The organism is Stenotrophomonas bentonitica (genome assembly GCF_002887735.1).
Classification (GTDB): Bacteria; Pseudomonadota; Gammaproteobacteria; order Xanthomonadales; family Xanthomonadaceae; genus Stenotrophomonas; species Stenotrophomonas bentonitica_A.
In genome coordinates this window covers 69,840-87,320 of the sequence record NZ_PKQP01000001.1, presented here as the reverse complement: position 1 = coordinate 87,320, position 17,481 = coordinate 69,840, and the positions used below count along the sequence as shown (strand labels likewise).

The 17,481-nt window shown below is 67.6% G+C and carries 10 protein-coding genes; 9 read left to right on the top strand and 1 reads right to left on the bottom strand.

What is annotated here, in order from left to right:
• Positions 1-359: 359 nt before the first annotated feature.
• Together smc and zipA are read left to right on the top strand one after the other, a co-directional pair.
• Positions 360-3,863 carry a chromosome segregation protein SMC gene (gene smc, locus C0R07_RS00420; protein ID WP_102787978.1) on the top strand — a complete coding sequence of 1,168 codons (3,504 nt, stop codon included), beginning with the start codon at positions 360-362 and terminating at the stop codon, positions 3,861-3,863.
• 47 nt (positions 3,864-3,910) lie between these two features.
• The gene (zipA, locus tag C0R07_RS00415; RefSeq protein ID WP_070470508.1) at positions 3,911-4,648 is read left to right on the top strand and encodes a cell division protein ZipA; all 738 of its coding nucleotides are present in this window, start codon (positions 3,911-3,913) and stop codon (positions 4,646-4,648) included.
• A 28-nt stretch (positions 4,649-4,676) separates the two neighbouring features.
• Here the strand turns inward: zipA and C0R07_RS00410 are convergent, their stop codons facing one another.
• Positions 4,677-5,798 carry a pyridoxal phosphate-dependent aminotransferase gene (locus tag C0R07_RS00410; protein WP_102787977.1) on the bottom strand — a complete coding sequence of 374 codons (1,122 nt, stop codon included), beginning with the start codon at positions 5,796-5,798 and terminating at the stop codon, positions 4,677-4,679.
• A gap of 126 nt (positions 5,799-5,924) precedes the next feature.
• On the opposite strand from C0R07_RS00410, the gene ligA reads away from it, so the two are divergent.
• From ligA to C0R07_RS00375, 7 genes are all read left to right on the top strand, one after another.
• Positions 5,925-8,387 carry an NAD-dependent DNA ligase LigA gene (gene ligA / locus C0R07_RS00405; protein ID WP_102787976.1) on the top strand — a complete coding sequence of 821 codons (2,463 nt, stop codon included), beginning with the start codon at positions 5,925-5,927 and terminating at the stop codon, positions 8,385-8,387.
• 14 nt (positions 8,388-8,401) lie between these two features.
• A complete protein-coding gene (locus C0R07_RS00400; protein WP_070425456.1) occupies positions 8,402-8,887 on the top strand; it encodes a GNAT family N-acetyltransferase in 486 nt (161 codons plus the stop codon).
• Positions 8,884-9,828, top strand: a complete 945-nt coding sequence (gene epmA, locus C0R07_RS00395) for an EF-P lysine aminoacylase EpmA (protein ID WP_102787975.1) — start codon at positions 8,884-8,886, stop codon at positions 9,826-9,828. The genes C0R07_RS00400 and epmA overlap by 4 nt, the downstream gene beginning before the upstream one ends.
• Positions 9,829-9,938: 110 nt before the next feature.
• Positions 9,939-10,661, top strand: a complete 723-nt coding sequence (locus C0R07_RS00390) for a DUF3011 domain-containing protein (protein ID WP_019184339.1) — start codon at positions 9,939-9,941, stop codon at positions 10,659-10,661.
• A gap of 43 nt (positions 10,662-10,704) precedes the next feature.
• A complete protein-coding gene (mtnA, locus tag C0R07_RS00385) occupies positions 10,705-11,766 on the top strand; it encodes an S-methyl-5-thioribose-1-phosphate isomerase (protein ID WP_070470499.1) in 1,062 nt (353 codons plus the stop codon).
• A 217-nt stretch (positions 11,767-11,983) separates the two neighbouring features.
• Positions 11,984-14,683 (top strand): DNA gyrase subunit A, encoded by a 2,700-nt coding sequence (gene gyrA, locus C0R07_RS00380; protein ID WP_019184337.1) that lies wholly within the window; start codon positions 11,984-11,986, stop codon positions 14,681-14,683.
• A gap of 200 nt (positions 14,684-14,883) precedes the next feature.
• Positions 14,884-17,376: a membrane-bound PQQ-dependent dehydrogenase, glucose/quinate/shikimate family gene (locus C0R07_RS00375; RefSeq protein WP_102787974.1), complete on the top strand. Its 2,493-nt coding sequence runs from the start codon at positions 14,884-14,886 to the stop codon at positions 17,374-17,376.
• Positions 17,377-17,481: the final 105 nt, after the last annotated feature.

Sequence of the window (17,481 nt, the reverse complement as noted above, 5' to 3'; positions counted from 1 at the left end):
TTCCTGCCGAAAGGCGGGCGTCACTGAAACGGGTACCCGCGAGGGTGCCCGTTTTTTGTTTGTGGCAACGGCAACCGCAACGGCTTGGCCGTGACGATACAGGCGGGAGGGCGCCGGGCAGCCCGGACCGGGACGCGCCCTGAACCCCCGCCCGTGCCGTCCCGCCTTGCCCCACGCTGGAAATGCGGGCTGGAGCCGCCCCCGCAGCGCGCTGAACACCGGCCCCGTTATACTCAGGCTATCGCGTCGCCCCCGGGGTCATTGAAGTCCTGCAATATCAATGGCTTGAGGGGTAAATCCGCTCCGTAATCCACCATGGTGGGGTCGCTTCAGGCCTTCGCCCGGAAAACCATCACGCCATGCGTCTGTCCACGATCAAGCTGTCCGGATTCAAATCCTTCGTCGATCCGACCACGCTGCACCTGCCGACCAACATGACCGGCGTGGTGGGCCCCAATGGCTGTGGCAAATCGAACATCATCGACGCCGTGCGCTGGGTCATGGGCGAAAGCTCCGCCAGCCGCCTGCGTGGCGACTCGCTGACCGACGTCATCTTCTCCGGCTCCTCCGGCCGCAAGCCCGTCTCGCAGGCCGCCGTCGAGCTGATCTTCGACAACACCGACCACACCATCACCGGTGAGTACGCCTCGTTCAACGAGATCTCGGTCAAGCGCACCGTCAGCCGTGACGGCAGCAGCAACTACTACCTAAACGGCACCAAGTGCCGCCGCCGCGACATCACCGACCTGTTCCTCGGCACCGGCCTGGGGCCGCGCAGCTACTCGATCATCGAGCAGGGCATGATCAGCAAGATCATCGAGGCGCGGCCTGAAGATCTGCGGGTCTACCTGGAAGAAGCTGCCGGCATCTCCAAGTACAAGGAGCGCCGCAAGGAAACCGAGACCCGCATCCGGCATACCCGCGAGAACCTTGACCGCCTCAACGACCTGCGCGAGGAGATCGGCAAACAGCTCGAGCACCTCAAGCGCCAGGCGCGCCAGGCCGAGCAGTACCAGGCGCTGCAGGAAGAGCGCAAGGTCAAGGACGCCGAGTGGAAGGCGCTGGAATACCGTGGGCTGGATAGCCGCCTGGGCGGCCTGCGCGAAGCACTTTCGCGCGAGGAGACCCGCCTGCAACAGCTGATCGCCGAGCAGCGCGATGCCGAAGCCCGCATCGAAACCAGCCGCCTGCGCCGCGAAGAGGCCTCCGATGCGCTCAACACCGCGCAGGCCGAGGTCTACCAGGTCGGCAGCACGCTGGCCCGCCTGGAGCAGCAGATCCAGCATCAGCGCGAGATGTCGCAGCGACTGAACAAGGCGCGCGATGAAGCGCAGCAGGCACTGGCCGATCTGGGCCAGCACATCAGTGGCGATGAGGCCAAGCTGATGGTGCTGCGCGAGGCGGTGGACGATGCCGAGCCGCGCCTGGAGCAGTTGCAGGAAGAGAATGAGATCAAGCAGGAAGCCCTGCGTGATGCCGAGGCCCGGCTGGCCGATTGGCAGCAGCGCTGGGAGAGCCATACCCGCAGCACGTCCGAAGCCTCACGCGCGGGCGAAGTCGAGCGCACCCGCGTGGATTATCTGGACCGCCAGGTGCTGGAAGCCGATCGCCGCCGCGAGTCGCTGCAGGCCGAGCGCGCCGGGCTGGATCTGGACGCCCTGGCCGAGGTATTCGAAGAACTGCACCTCCAGCACGAGACCCAGAAGGCCTCGCTGGACACGCTCAACGAGCAGGTGGAAGAACGCAAGCATGCCGTGGCCGGGCTGCAGGACCGCCAGCGCGCCGGGCAGACCGAGCTGGCCGAGATCCGCAAGCAGGCCCAGGCCGCCCGCGGCCGGTTGTCGTCACTGGAAACCCTGCAGCAGGCCGCACTGGGCCAGGAGCAGGGCGCCGCGGTGGCCTGGCTGAAGGCACGCGGGCTGGATTCGGGCGCGCGCGTCGGCGAGCGCCTGACCGTGGAGAGCGGCTGGGAAAACGCCGTGGAAAGCGCGCTCGGCCAGCTGATCGAGGGCGTGCTGGTCGATTCCCCGGCATCGCTCGTGGACGCGCTGGGCGAACTCGGCGAAGGCCGTATCGCGCTGGTCTCGGCCGAGCAGGACGCGCTGGATGTCGCGCCGACCTCGCTGGCCGCGAAAGTGCAGGGCCCCACTGCGATCCGTAGGCTGCTGGCACGCCTGCATGCCGCCGAGGATCTCGCGTCCGCCCGTGCGCTGCAGGCGACGCTGGGCGAGGGCGACTCAGTCATCACCCGCGGTGGCGAGCGGCTGGGCGAGGGCTGGGTGCGCGTGTCGCGCTCCGGCGCGGCCAAGCAGGGCGCGCTGCTGCGCGAACGCGAGATCGTCACCCTGCGCGAGCAGATTGAAACACTGCAGGACCGCGAAGCGGCCCTGGAAGAGCGGCTGGCCGGCTTCCGTGACCAGTTGCTGGCCGGTGAGCAGCAACGCGAAGATGCTCAGCGGCAGCTGTATCTGGCCCATCGCAGCGTTTCCGAGCTCGGTGGCCAGCTGCAGAGCCAGCAGGGCAAGGTGGAGGCCGCACGCACCCGCATCGACCGCATCGAAGGCGAGCTGGTGCAATTGCTGGAGACGCTGGATGCCGGTCGCGAGCAGGTGCGCGAAGCACGTTCGCGGCTGGACGATGCGGTCACCAGCATGGGCGACCTGGAATCGGTCCGCGCCGCGCTGGAAGGCGAGCGTCGCCAGCTTACCGATGCCCGCGACCAGGCCCGCGACCAGGCCCGCAACGTGCGCGAGGCGGCGCATTCGCTCGCCTTGACGCTGGAATCGCAGCGCGCGCAGATCGCCTCGCTGAGCCAGGCGCTGGAGCGCATGAGTACCCAGCGTGGGCAGCTGGATACGCGATTGGGTGAACTGCATTCGCAGCTGGACGAAGGTGATTCGCCGGTCAAGGCGCTCGAAGCCGAACATCAGAACGCCTTGGGCGAGCGCGTGCGTGCCGACCGCGTGCTGGGCGAAGCCCGTACGTTGCTCGATGGCATCGATGCCGAACTGCGCACGTTCGAGCAGACCCGCCACCAGCGCGACGAACAGGCGCTGGCGCAGCGCGAGCGCATTTCCCAGCGCAAGCTCGACCAGCAGGCACTGGTGCTCAGTGCTGACCAGCTGTCGGCCTCGGTGGAGAAGGCCGGCTTCGTGCTGCAGGTTGTGATCAACAGCCTGCCCGAGGATGCGCGGGTCACCGACTGGGAGCAGGCCGTGCACCAGATCGATGGCCGCATGCGCCGGCTGGAGCCGGTCAACCTGGCCGCCATCCAGGAATACGGCGAGGCGTCGCAGCGTTCGGAGTACCTGGATGCGCAGAACACCGACCTCACCACCGCGCTGGAAACCCTGGAGGATGCGATCCGCAAGATCGACCGCGAGACCCGCGGCCGCTTCAAGGACACCTTCGACCGCGTCAACGCCGGTGTGCAGCAGCTGTATCCGCGCCTGTTCGGTGGTGGCCACGCCTACCTCGAGCTGACAGGTGAAGACCTGCTCGACACCGGTGTTGCGATCATGGCGCGGCCGCCGGGCAAGCGGGTGTCGAGCATCTCGCTGCTGTCCGGTGGCGAGAAGGCGATGACCGCGGTGGCGCTGGTGTTCGCGATCTTCCAGCTCAACCCGGCACCGTTCTGCCTGCTGGACGAGGTGGACGCGCCGTTGGACGAAGCCAACGTCGGTCGCCTGGCCAACATGGTCAAGGAAATGAGCGAGAAGGTTCAGTTCCTGTTTGTGAGCCACAACAAGGCCACGATGGAAGCTGCACACCAGCTCTCCGGCGTGACCATGCGCGAACCGGGCGTCAGCCGACTGGTCAGTGTCGACCTGGAGGAAGCCGCACGATTGGCGGGCGCGGCTTGACGTGCCATCCTTAAGTACCTGAATGATTTAGCCGGAGACCCCCCCGAATGTCCGACATGGCACTGCTCCGCATCGGCATCCTGGCCGCCGGCCTGCTGTTGATCGCTGCGATCTTCCTGTTTGGCCGTCCGAAAAAGAAAGCGCAGGGCCGTCGCGTCGAAGGCGCGGAGAGCACCAGCGGCCAGCGCCGTGAGCCCGTGCTGGGCGAGGGCGAGAGCCCGGCCGAGGGCGCTGCCCCCGTTGTCGGCGAAGACGGCGTCACCCAGCCCGAGCTGGGCCTGCCGGACGTGGACGCCGCGCCGGCCAGTGACCTGGGCAAGCGTGCGACGCAGGATTTCGACAAGATCGTCTCGCTGTTCGTCGCTGCGCGCGCGGGCGAGCAGCTGCGTGGCGAGGACATCGTCGTTGCTGCGGAAAAGACCGGCCTGGTGTTCGGCCACATGAATGTCTTCCACCGCCTGGTCGAAGGCCACCCCGAGCGCGGCCCGATCTTCTCGATGGCCAGCATCATGAAGCCGGGCAGTTTTGATATGGCCAACATCCGCGAGATGGAAACCCCGGCGATCGCCTTCTTCCTGACCCTGCCGGCGCCGCTGACCGCGCTGGACGCCTGGGAAAAGATGCTGCCGACCGTGCAGCGCATGGGCGAGCTGCTCGATGGCGTCGTGCTCGATGACAGCCGCAATGCCCTGGGTCGCCAGCGCATCGCGCACATCCGTGATGAGCTGCGCGCCTACGACCGCCAGCACCAGGCCCCGCCGCTGACCAAGGCCCCGCGCTGGTGATTGCCGTAGAGCCGACCAACGGTCGGCTCTACCTGTTCTGGCTGACCACCGTGTCGAAGGCCGCACGGAACCGCGCCATTTCGGCCGCGGTGCCCACCGTCACGCGCACCCGCTGCGGCCAGATCAGCCAGCTGCGCCCGATGACCACGCCCTGTTCGGCCATCGCCGCAGAGAACGCCGCGCCGTCGCGCTGCACATCGACCACGAAACAGTTTGCTTCCGACGGCACGCAGCTAAAGCCGCGCTTACCGAGCCAGCCGATGGTCTCCTGCCGTACCTGGGCATTCTCCGCCTTGCGCTGTGCGATCAATCCCGGATCACGCAGGCTGGCCAGTCCCGCCGCCATCGCGGTGACCGGCAGCGGGTTGTCGCCCAGGCTGGCCAGTTCCTTCAGGCGGTCCGGATGCGCGGCCGCCACCCCCAGGCGCAGGCCGGCCATGCCGTAGAGCTTGGAGAAGGTGCGCAGCACGATCACATCGTCGCGCTGCATCACCTGGCCGATCACCGAGCGCTGCTCGCTGTACTGCAGGTAGGCCTCGTCCACCAGCACGCGGGTCTGGGCCGGCTTGTTGGCCAGCAGCCAGGCAATGTCGGCCGTCGGGGTGATCGAACCGGTGGGATTGTTGGGGTTGCACAGATACAGCAGGCCGGCATTGACCGTCGCGGCAGCCGCCGCCATCGCACGCACGTCGTGTGCCCCGTCGGCGCGCAGCGGCACCTTGGCCACCGTGGCCCCACGCGCCGCGGCAAGATCGCCCAGCGCCTCGAAGGTGGGATCGGCGACCACCAGCCCCGCACCAGGCGAGGTCCAGAGCACGGCCGCCCGGTTCAGTGGCTCGCTCGAGCCCGGATACAGCCGCACGTGATCCTTGTCGATGCCTTCCTGCTGGGCGAACAGATCGCGCAGCTCGCCGGCCAGAGCAAACAGATACCGCCCGCTGCTGGCGATGATGTCGCGTGCCGCCGCCTGCGCAGCCGGTGATGGCCCATACGGGCATTCGTTGAAGTTCAGCAGCACCGGTCCTGTGCTGGCGGGGAGTGCACGCGACGGCGCGGCCGATGCAGGCAGCACGCCCAGGCCGGACAATGCCAGGCCGGCGCCGGCCAGCTGCAGGAACGAGCGACGGGAAGCGACGAGGGCAGGGGTCACGGGGCACCGAAAACAAGGGGTTCGGCGCACGCTAGCGCCACGGCGGATCGGCGGCAAGCGTTCTTCACTGCGCGCAGGAGCGGGGGGAGGGGTAAAATTGAATGCCCCACCAGGATCGCCTCCCGCATGACCCCCAGCCCCGCCGCACGTGCCGACGTCCTGCGCCGCCAGATCGAGGAGGCCGGCAAGGCATACCACGAGCGCGACGAGCAGATGATCCCCGACGTCGAGTACGACCTGCTGGTGCGCGAGCTGGAGGCGATCGAGCAGGCACACCCGGAGCTGGCCGCGGCCGATTCGCCGACCCGGCAGGTCGGTGGCAAGGCGTCCTCCCGTTTCGCCGAGGTCCGCCACGCGGTGCCGATGCTGTCGCTGGGCAATGCCTTCAGTGATGAGGAAGTCCAGGATTTCGTGCGCCGCATCAGCGAGCGCCTGCGTCGCAGCACGCTGTATTTTTCCGCCGAACCGAAGCTTGACGGCCTGGCGATCAGCCTGCGCTACGAGGAGGGCCGTTTCGTGCAGGGGGCGACCCGTGGCGATGGCGCCACCGGCGAGGATGTCAGCGCGAACCTCCGCCAGATCAGTGTGATCCCGCAGGTGCTCAAGGGTGAGGGCTGGCCAGCGGTGCTGGAAGTGCGCGGCGAGGTCTACATGGCCCGTGCCGACTTCGAGGCCTACAACGCCGATGCGCGCCTGCATGACGGCAAAGTGCTGGCCAATCCGCGCAACGCCGCCGCTGGTTCGCTGCGCCAGCTCGATCCGAAGATGAGCGCCAGGCGCAAGCTGAGCTTCTACGCTTACGGCACCGGCCAGGTTGAAGGCGGCGAGCTGCCGCCCACGCATTCGGCCACGCTGGCGCAGCTGCGCGCGTGGGGGCTGCCGGTGAGTGACCTGTGCCAGGTGGTGGAGGGCGCCGACGGGCTGCTCGCCTATTACCGCGACATCGGCGAACGCCGCGACGGTCTGGCTTTCGATATCGACGGTGTGGTGTACAAGCTCGACGATCGCGCCGGCCAGGAACAGATGGGCTTCGTCGCGCGCGCACCGCGCTGGGCGATCGCGCACAAATTCCCGGCGCAGGAACAGACCACCACGGTGGAGGCGATCGAGATCCAGATCGGCCGCACGGGTGCCGCGACCCCGGTCGCGCGTCTGGCGCCGGTCGCCGTGGCCGGCGTGATCGTGTCCAACGCGACGCTGCACAATGCCGACCAGATCGCGCGCCTGGATGTGCGCGTGGGCGATACGGTGATCGTGCGCCGCGCCGGTGATGTGATCCCGGAAGTGGTCAGCGTGATCGCCGACCGCCGCCCCGCCGGCACCACGCCGTGGCAGATGCCTTCGCAGTGCCCGGTGTGCGGCTCGGAGATCGTCCGCGAAGAGGGCGAGGCCGCGTGGCGCTGCTCGGGTGAGCTGAGCTGCCCGGCGCAGCGCAAGGAAGCCATCGCGCACTTCGCGTCGCGCCGCGCCATGGATATCGACGGCCTGGGCGGCAAGTACATCGAGACCCTGGTCGACGCCGGTATCGTGCGCGGCGTGGCCGATCTGTACCGCCTGCAGCGTGATCAACTGCTGCAGCTCAAGCTGGTGCTGGATGCCGAATCGCCCGAGGCGCTGGCCAGCCAGATCGGCCTGCACCTGCCGCCGGAAGGCAGCGGCGAGTACCTGAGGGCCATCCTCAAGCTCGATGGCAGCGACGAGGCATGGCGCGCGCAGGCGCTGGCGATGCCGGCCACGTTCGCCTGGAACACGAAGAAGATCGCGACCAAGTGGGCCGACAACCTGATCGCCGCGATCGACGCCAGCCGCACCACCACGCTGGAGCGGCTGTTGTTCGCGCTGGGCATCGAGCATGTCGGCGAGAGCACCGCCAAGGCCCTGGCGACCTGGTTCGGCGATCTCGAACTGATCCGTCATCTGCCTTGGCCGCTGTTCAAGCGCGTGCCCGACATCGGCGGCGAAGTGGCGCGTTCGCTCGGCCACTTCTTCGAACAGGCTGGCAACCAGGAGGCGATCGATGCGCTGCTGCAGGTCGGCCAAGTGCGCATCAGCGATGTGCACCCGCCGATCGCCAAGCTGCGGGACGGTCTGGATTTCGCGCAGCTGTTGGTCGAAGCGGAGATTCCGGGCATCACCCGGCTGCGCGCGGAGAAGCTGGTGGCCATGTTGCCGGATGCGGCCTCGGTGCTGGACGCCGAGCCGGTGCGGTTCGTGGCCGCCGGCCTGCCGAACGAGGTAGCCCTCGGGCTGGCCGACTGGCTCGACAGCGAAGGCCACGGCCCGATGCTGCTCAAGGCCGAGGAATACCGCCAGAAGCTGCTGACACTGGCGCCGGAGCAGGCCGACCAGGTCGCCGGCCCGTTGGACGGCCAGACCACCGTGCTGACCGGAACGCTGACGCAGATGAACCGCGACGAGGCCAAAGCCCGGCTGGAAGCGCTCGGCGCCAAGGTGGCTGGCAGTGTGTCGAAAAAAACCTCCTTCGTGGTCGCCGGTGCCGAGGCCGGTTCCAAGCTGACCAAGGCGCAGGAGCTGGGCGTGCCGGTCTGGGACGAAGACCAGCTGATCGCCTTCCTCGCGCAGCACTGAACAAGAGAAACCGCATGCAGACCGTTCCCCTCGATTTCCGCCTGGCCACCGTCGCCGACACCGAGTTGCTGATCGGGCTGATGCGTGATTTCTACGCCGAAGACAAACTCGACTTCGAAGACACCCGTGTGCGGAACGCGCTGGCCGCGTTGCTGGAAGATCCGCGCAACGGTGAAGTGCTGCTGTGGCTGGACGAGGCCGGCGCGGTGGTGGGCTATGGAGCACTGGCGATGGGCTTCAGCCTGGAGCAGGGCGGCCACTTTGCGTTGCTCGATGAGCTGTACCTGAGCCATGCCGCGCGTGGGCGGGGCCGCGGCAAGCAGGCGCTGGCCATCCTCGAACAGCGCGCCAACGCACGTGGCGTGGAGCGCATGCGCCTGGAAGTGAACCATCACAACGAACTGGCGCGACGCCTGTACCTGGCCACCGGCTACGTCGATGACACCCGCGATCTGCTGACCCTGCCGCTGGCCCAGCGGCTGAAGGACGCGCGCGCGTGATCGCCGCGCTGCGCCAGCGTGCCGCGCTCAATGCGCTGATCCGCCGCTTCTTCGCCGCACGCGACGTGCTCGAGGTCGAAACGCCGATCCTGTCCGCAGCAGGCAATACCGAGCCGAACATCGACAGCTTCCATACCCGCTTCAGCGGGCACGTGGATGCGGGCACCGCGCAACGCTGGCTGCGCACCTCGCCGGAGTTCCCGTTGAAGCGATTGCTCGCGGCAGGGGTGGGGGACTGCTACGAACTGGGTCGTGTGTTCCGCAACGGCGAAGCCGGCGGCCGCCACAATCCCGAGTTCACCATGCTGGAGTGGTACCGGATCGGCTGGGACCACCGTCGCCTGATCGACGAGACCGCCGCCCTCGTGCGCGATGCGCTGCAGCTGGTTCAGCGCGAGGCGACGCTGGAGGTCATCGATTACCGCGGTCTTTACCAGCAGCACGTCGGGCTGGACCCGTTCCAGGCCAGCCTGGAAGACCTGCAGGCACCGCTGGCCGAGGTCCGCATCGATGCGGACGGATTGACCCGGGATGACTGGCTCGATCTGCTGATGACCCACTGCATCCAACCGTACTTCCGTGACGACACCATGACGGTGGTGCCTGACTGGCCTGCCACCCAGGCGGCATTGGCGAAAATTCGGCCGGGCACGCCCCCGCTGGCCGAACGGTTCGAGCTGTACCTGGGCAGCGTGGAGCTGGCCAACGGCTATCACGAGCTGAACGACGCGGCTGAACAGCGCGCGCGTTTCGAGCGCGACCATGCCATCCGTACCGCGCGCGGCGACGTGCTGCCCCCGCTGGATGAACACCTCTTGGCGGCCTTGCCGGCGCTGCCCGATTGCGCGGGGGTGGCGGTGGGCGTGGACCGGCTGCTGATGGCGATGAACCGCACCGACCGCATCGCCGATGTGCTGGCCTTCGATTTCGCCCACGCCTGAGGCGTTTTGACGCATCCGCGTCTTGCACGGGCTGCATGATGATGCTCTGATCACACCGGATGTCCGAAGGTGGGTCATGTGATTGTTCAGGCGTGGCGGGGATCGTGTTGATGAAGCTGTTGGTAGGCGCGGGCATGCCCTTGTGGCCGGTGTTGCTGTGGACTGCGCTGATGCCTGAAACGGCGCTCGCGCAGGCCGGCGGCTATGCCGGCCAGGTGGTGCGTTGCGAATCGCGCGACATGGGGTGGGTGCATTGCGATGTCCCCACCGAAGGCGGTGTCGATCTGATCCGCCAGCTCTCCGATAACAGCTGCGTGCGAGGCTCGGAATGGGGCACCGACCGTTCCGGCGTCTGGGTGACCTTGGGCTGTCGCGCCGAGTTCCGCGCGCGTACCGCGGCTGCCGCGCCGCGTGCCGACGGTGAACGCCGCACGCGCCGGGTGGTGCGCTGCGAATCCAACGGGCGCCCGCAGAGCTGCCCGGTCGTGCTGCAGGGCGCGCCGGTGCGTCTGCTGCGCCAGCTCACCTCGCTGCCGTGCCGCGAAGGCCACAGCTGGGGCTATCGCCGCAATGAGATCTGGGTGACCCGCGGTTGCCAGGGCGAGTTCGAGGTCGGTGCCGCCGATGGCAGCGGGTTCCTCAACGTGCCACGCATCCTGGTCTGCGAATCCAAGTCGCGCCAGCGCCGCTTCTGTGGTGCCGGGATCACCCACGGTGTCACGCTCAACAAGCAGCTCTCCGGCACCCCCTGCGAGCAGGGCAGCAGCTGGGGCTGGGACAGCCGTGGGGTCTGGGTCGACAAGGGCTGCCGCGCCGAGTTCGCGGTCAACTGAGCGCGCGATTCCGCCTGCATCGGCACGCCGCTACAATGGCCCGATGAACGCATCCACCGACATCGACTACGCCCGTTACGACCATATCCGCCCGATCCTGTGGACCGGCGAGAGCCTGCAACTGCTCGACCAGCGCAAACTGCCGTTCATCGTCGAGCACGTGGAGTGCCGCGACAGCGACGCGGTTGCCGAGGCCATCCATGCGCTGACCGTGCGCGGCGCACCGGCGATCGGCATTGCCGCCGCCTGGGGCGTGGTACTGGCGGCCAATGAGGTCCAGGCCGACGATGGCGCCCAAGCGCTGTTGAAGCTGGAGCCGGCCCTGCAACGCCTCAACGCCTCGCGCCCGACCGCCGTGAACCTGGCCTGGGCGCTGGCCCGCATGCGCCGCGCGCTGGCCCCGGCCGGTGCCGACTGGCAGCAGGTGCTGGCCGCCGAAGCCCAGGCAATCGCCGAGGAGGATCTGGCCGCCAACCGCCACATGGGCGCGCTGGGCGCCGGGCTGATCGAGGCCGGCAGCGGCGTGCTCACCCACTGCAATACCGGCTCGCTGGCCACCGCCGGCTTCGGCACCGCGCTGGGCGTGATCCGCGCCGGCATGGCCCAGCACCGCATCGCCCGCGTGTTCGCCGGCGAGACCCGGCCGTGGCTGCAGGGCGCGCGCCTGACCGTGTGGGAGCTGCAGCAGGATGGCATCGATGCCACCCTGATTGCCGATTCGGCCGCCTCGCACCTGATGAAGACCGGTGCGGTCCAGTGGGTGGTCGTGGGCGCGGATCGCATCTGCGCCAACGGTGACACCGCCAACAAGATCGGCACCTACCAGCTGGCCATCGCCGCCCGCCACCACGGCGTGAAGTTCATGGTGGTGGCGCCGTCCTCCACGGTGGACATGGACACTGCCGACGGCGAGCAGATCGAGATCGAACAGCGCGATCCTGGCGAGCTCTACGGCGTGGGCGGCACCCGTACCGTGGCCGAGGGCATCGCCGCCTGGAACCCGGTCTTCGACGTCACCCCGGGCAGCTTGATCGACGCCATCGTGACCGAGCGTGGGGTGATCCTGAACCCGACGGTGGCCAACATGCAGTCCGCGTTCGGCTGAGGCCGGCTGCGGCGCGTGCCACGACCGACGGTCGTGGCCTGCGCAAGCGCCCGCCAACGCCCCCGTAAGTTCCTGATTCTTGCCGGTAAAACCCCCGTAAAAGCGGGCGGAAAATGGCCCGCTGTGGTAGAATCCAACGGTTAATCGAGATTCCGGCGCAACCGCCCCGAAAGGGCGGTCGTGACGGACTGGACCGCTACCAGACAACGGAACCCGAATGGCAGAAACCGCCAAGGAAATCATCCAGGTCAACCTGGAAGACGAGATGCGCAAGAGTTACCTCGATTACGCGATGAGCGTGATCGTGGGGCGCGCACTCCCGGATGCGCGCGATGGCCTCAAGCCGGTGCATCGCCGCGTGCTGTTCGCGATGAGTGAACTCAACGCGCACGCCAACAAGCCTTACTTCAAGTCGGCGCGTATCGTCGGTGACGTCATCGGTAAGTACCACCCGCATGGCGATCAGTCGGTGTACGACACGCTGGTGCGTCTGGCACAGCCGTTCTCGCTGCGCTACATGCTGGTCGATGGCCAGGGTAACTTCGGTTCGGTCGACGGCGACTCCGCCGCGGCGATGCGATACACCGAAGCCCGCATGTCCAGGCTCACCCATGAGCTGATGGCCGACATCGACAAGGAAACGGTCGATTTCCAGCCCAACTACGACGAAAAGGAACTGGAGCCGACGGTCATGCCGACCCGGTTCCCGAACCTGCTGGTCAACGGTTCGGCCGGTATCGCGGTGGGCATGGCGACCAACATCCCGCCGCACAACCTGACCGAATCGATCAACGCCTGCATCGCGCTGATCGACAACCCCGAGATCGACGTCGACGGCCTGATGGAGTTCATCCCGGGCCCGGACTTCCCGACCGCGGGCATCATCAACGGCACCGCCGGCATCGTCGCCGGGTACCGGACCGGTCGTGGCCGTGTGCGCATCCGCGCCAAGGCCGAGGTCGAAGTGGCTGACAACGGCCGCGAATCGATCATCGTCACCGAGATCCCGTACCAGGTGAACAAGGCCCGGTTGATCGAGAAGATCGCCGAGCTGGTCAAGGAAAAGAAGCTCGAAGGCATCAGCGAACTGCGCGATGAGTCCGACAAGGACGGCATGCGCATCTTCATCGAGATCAAGCGCGGCGAGTCGGCGGAAGTTGTGTTGAACAACCTCTACCAGCAGACCCAGATGGAGTCGGTGTTCGGCATCAACATGGTGGCGCTGGTCGATGGCCGCCCGCAGTTGATGAACCTCAAGCAGATGCTCGAGGCCTTCGTGCGCCACCGCCGCGAAGTGGTCACCCGCCGCACCGTGTTCGAACTGCGCAAGGCGCGTGCGCGTGCGCACGTGCTGGAAGGCCTGACCGTCGCGCTGGCCAACATCGACGAGATGATCGAACTGATCAAGACCTCGCCGAACCCCACCGAGGCGCGCGAACGCATGCTCGCCCGCCTGTGGGAGCCGGGCCTGGTCGGCTCGATGCTGGGCGCCGCCGGTGCCGAAGCCTCGCGTCCGGATGATCTGCCCAAGGGTGTGGGCCTGCTCGCGGGCGGCTACCAGCTGACCGAGATCCAGGCGACCCAGATCCTGGAAATGCGCCTGCATCGCCTGACCGGGCTGGAGCAGGACCGCCTGACCGACGAGTACAAGCTGCTGCTGGAAACGATCGCCGGGCTGATCCATATCCTGGAAGATCCGGACCGTCTGCTGCAGGTCATCCGCGAAGAGCTGATCAACGTGCGTACGGAGTTCGGCGACGAGCGCCGCACCGAGATCCGCCACAGCGAAGAAGACCTGGACATCCTCGACCTGATCGCCCCGGAAGACGTGGTGGTCACCCTGTCGCACGCCGGCTATGCCAAGCGCCAGCCGGTCAGTGCCTACCGGGCCCAGCGCCGCGGTGGCCGTGGCCGCAGTGCCGCCTCGACCAAGGAAGAGGATTTCATCGAACAGCTGTGGCTGGTCAACACGCATGACACGCTGCTGACCTTCACCAGTGCGGGCAAGGTGTTCTGGCTGCCGGTCCACCAGTTGCCGGAGGCCGGCTCCAACGCCCGTGGCCGCCCGATCATCAACTGGATTCCGCTGGAAGCCGGTGAGCGGGTCCAGGCCGTGCTGCCGGTGCGCGAGTACGCCGAAGGCCAGTTCGTGTTCTTCGCCACCCGCAACGGCACGGTCAAGAAGACCCCGCTCAGCGAGTTCGCCTTCCGCCTGGCGCGCGGCAAGATCGCGATCAACCTCGATGAGGGCGATGCGCTGGTCGGCGTCGGCCTGACCGATGGCGAGCGCGACATCCTGCTGTTCGCCTCCAACGGCAAGACCGTGCGCTTCGGTGAGGACAAGGTCCGCTCGATGGGCCGTACCGCCACCGGCGTGCGCGGCATCAAGATGCCCAAGGGTGAGGAAGTGGTCAGCCTGATCGTGGCCGAGAGTGCCGGCGGCAGCGAAGACGAGAACGAGGATGAGAGCCAGGTCGACGAGACCGTGATCGACAGCGGCGATGCCGTGATCGAGAACGGCGCCGACGATGACAACGCGCTCTACATCCTGACCGCGACCGAGAACGGCTACGGCAAGCGCACCCCGCTGCCGGATTACCCGCGCAAGGGCCGTGGCACGCAGGGTGTGATCGGCATCCAGACCACCGAGCGCAACGGCAAGCTGGTGCGTGCGGTGCTGATGGGCCCGCGCGACGAAGTGCTGCTGATCTCCGATGGTGGCACCCTGGTGCGTACCCGCGGTTCGGAAATCTCGCGCGTCGGCCGCAACACCCAGGGCGTGACCCTGATCCGTCTGTCCAAGGAAGAGAAGCTCCAGGCGGTTGAACGCATGGATGCCTCGCTGGATGAGGGTGTGGAAGAAGATGCACCGGCGGCCGTCGAGGCCAGCCCGGTGGTGGCACCGCCGGAGGCGTAAGCCCCTGCGGCAGTGACACGGAAAACGCCGGCACATGCCGGCGTTTTTCGTTGTGGGGCAGGGAGATTGCACGCTTTCATCGTCGGCTGTGCCGACGCTGGCGGCTGCAGCAAAGAACGCGCAACGTTCACGACCCCGGTGGGATAAGAGCCGCGGGGCCGGCGGCAACGTCGGCGATCTTCGCGCTTCAGGAGAAACCGATGTCCACCACGACGCAGACCCGCCGCCCCCGCCATTGGCTGGTGGCTGTGCTGGCAATTGTCATTCTGTTGCTGGGCGTTGTATTCACCGCGGGCGGCGCCTGGCTCGCCAGCCTCGGTGGTTCCTGGTACTACGTCCTGGCCGGCGTCGGCCTGCTGATCTCCGGCGTGCAGCTGTGGCGGGGCCGCTACAGCGGCGCGCTGTGGTTCGCGCTGGTGTTCGTCGGCACGCTGCTGTGGACGTGGTGGGAGTCGGGCAGCAACTATTGGCGCTGGGTGCCGCGCCTGGGCCTGATCGTGGCGATCGGCTTCGTGCTGTCGCTGCTGCTGCCGACGTTGGATCGCCCGGTGTCGCGCAAGGTCTCGCGCGGCATCGCCGGCGTGCTGGCGCTGGTGTTCGTGGCGGCCTTCACCCTGGCCTTCGTGCCACATGGTGTTACCGAGGCACAGGGCGCCTTCCCCGAGCCGATGACCAGCACCGGCCTGGCACCCACGGCCGACGCGCCCCTGCAACCGGCCGACCGCCCGGTGGACGGCGACTGGGCCGCCTATGGTCGCAACAACGCGGCAACGCGTTTCTCGCCGCTGCAGCAGATCACCCCGGACAACGTGGCCAAGCTTGAGCAGGCCTGGCTGTTCCGCACTGGCGACCTGCCGGAGAAGCGCTGGGGTGCGGAAACCACGCCGCTGAAAATCGGCGACAGCCTCTACCTGTGCACCGCGCGCAATCAGCTGGTCGCGCTCAACGCCGCCGATGGCACCGAGCGCTGGCGCTACGACCCGAAGATCAAGGACAAGTCGATCCCGTACACCGCCGCCTGCCGCGGGGTCTCCTACTACGAAGTGCCCGCCACCGCGCAGGACACCGCGTTGAACGATGTGGCCGCGGACCTGGCCGTTCCCAGCGGCGTGCCCGTGCTGACCCAGGTGCCGCGTGGCGCCTGTGCGGCGCGCATCATCGAAGGCACCCTGGATGGCCGCCTGATCGCGGTCGATGCCGCCACCGGCAAGCCGTGCGCCGGTTTCGGCAACAACGGCCAGGTCGACATCACCGTGGGCATGGGCGACAGCCCGGCCGGCTATGTCTCCATCACCTCGCCGCCGGCGATCGTGCAGGGCGTGATCGTGACCGGCCACCAGGTGCTGGACGGTCAGCGCCGCGACGCGCCATCCGGCGTGATCCAGGCCTACGATGCCGTCACCGGCAAACTGCGCTGGGCGTGGGACATGGTCCGCCCGGAGCGCAACGGCGCACCGCCGCCGGGTGAGACCTATACCCGCGGCACCCCCAACATGTGGACCACTGCGACCGGCGACGACGAACTTGGGCTGGTCTACCTGCCGATGGGCAACTCGGCCGGCGATTACTGGAGTGGCTCGCGCACCGAAAACGAAAACCGTTACGCCACCTCGCTGGTGGCGATCGACGTCAACACCGGCAAGCCGGCCTGGCACTTCCAGGCGGTGCGCAAGGACGTCTGGGATTACGACATGGGCTCGCAGGCGACCCTGATCGATTATCCGACCGCCGCCGGCAAAGTCCCGGCCCTGCTGCTGCCGACCAAGCAGGGCGACATGTACATCCTCGACCGTCGCACCGGCAAGCTGCTGACCCCAGCCGAAGAGCGCAAGGTGCCCACGGGCGGCGTCGAGCCGGAACAGCGCTCGCCCACCCAGCTGTTCTCGCTGTATCACACGCTGCGCAAACCGGACCTCACCGAGCGCGACATGTGGGGCATGACCCCGATCGACCAGCTGGTCTGCCGCATCCAGTTCCGCGAGGCCAGTTACGAAGGCTTTTACACCCCGCCGACCGCGGACCGTCATTCCATCGAGTATCCCGGCTACAACGGGGGCTCGGACTGGGGCAGCGTGGCCGTGGATCCGCGCCGTGGCGTGATCGTTGCCAACTACAACGACATGCCCAATTACAACCGCCTGGTGCCGCGCGAGAAGGCGGACAAACTGGGGTGGCTGCCGCGCGAGGATGTGACCGCCGACAAGGGCGGCGCCGAAGGCGCGGGCGATCCGCAGGTGGGCACGCCGTATGCCATCGACGTCAACGCCGGCTGGCGCCTGCCGTTCACCAAGCTGCTGTGCAAGCAGCCGCCGTACGGTGGCATCCGCGCGGTCGACCTGCGTACCGGCAAGACCCTGTGGGACCGCCCGTTCGGCAGTGCCCGCGGCAATGGGCCGTTCGGCATCCGCTCCGGCCTGCCGATCGAAATCGGTACGCCCAACAACGGTGGTTCGGTGGTCACGGCCAGCGGCCTGATCTTCATTGCCGCGGCGACCGATGATCTGCTGCGCGCGATCGACCTGAAAACCGGCAAGGAACTCTGGCATGCCAAGCTGCCGGCCGGCGGCCAGGCCAACCCGATGATCTACGAGTTCGGTGGGCGCCAGTACGTGGTCATCATGGCCGGTGGTCATCACTTCATGGAAACCCCGGCCGGCGATTACGTGATCGCCTACGCGTTGCCGAAGGGGTGAGGGACGCCGCGTCGGATGTGGCCGGCGTTCCATTGACGCAAGGGCGGGCAGCGCCCGGCCGCTCGTTGCGAGACTACAGCGCTTCGCGCGGAAGTCTGACAACTG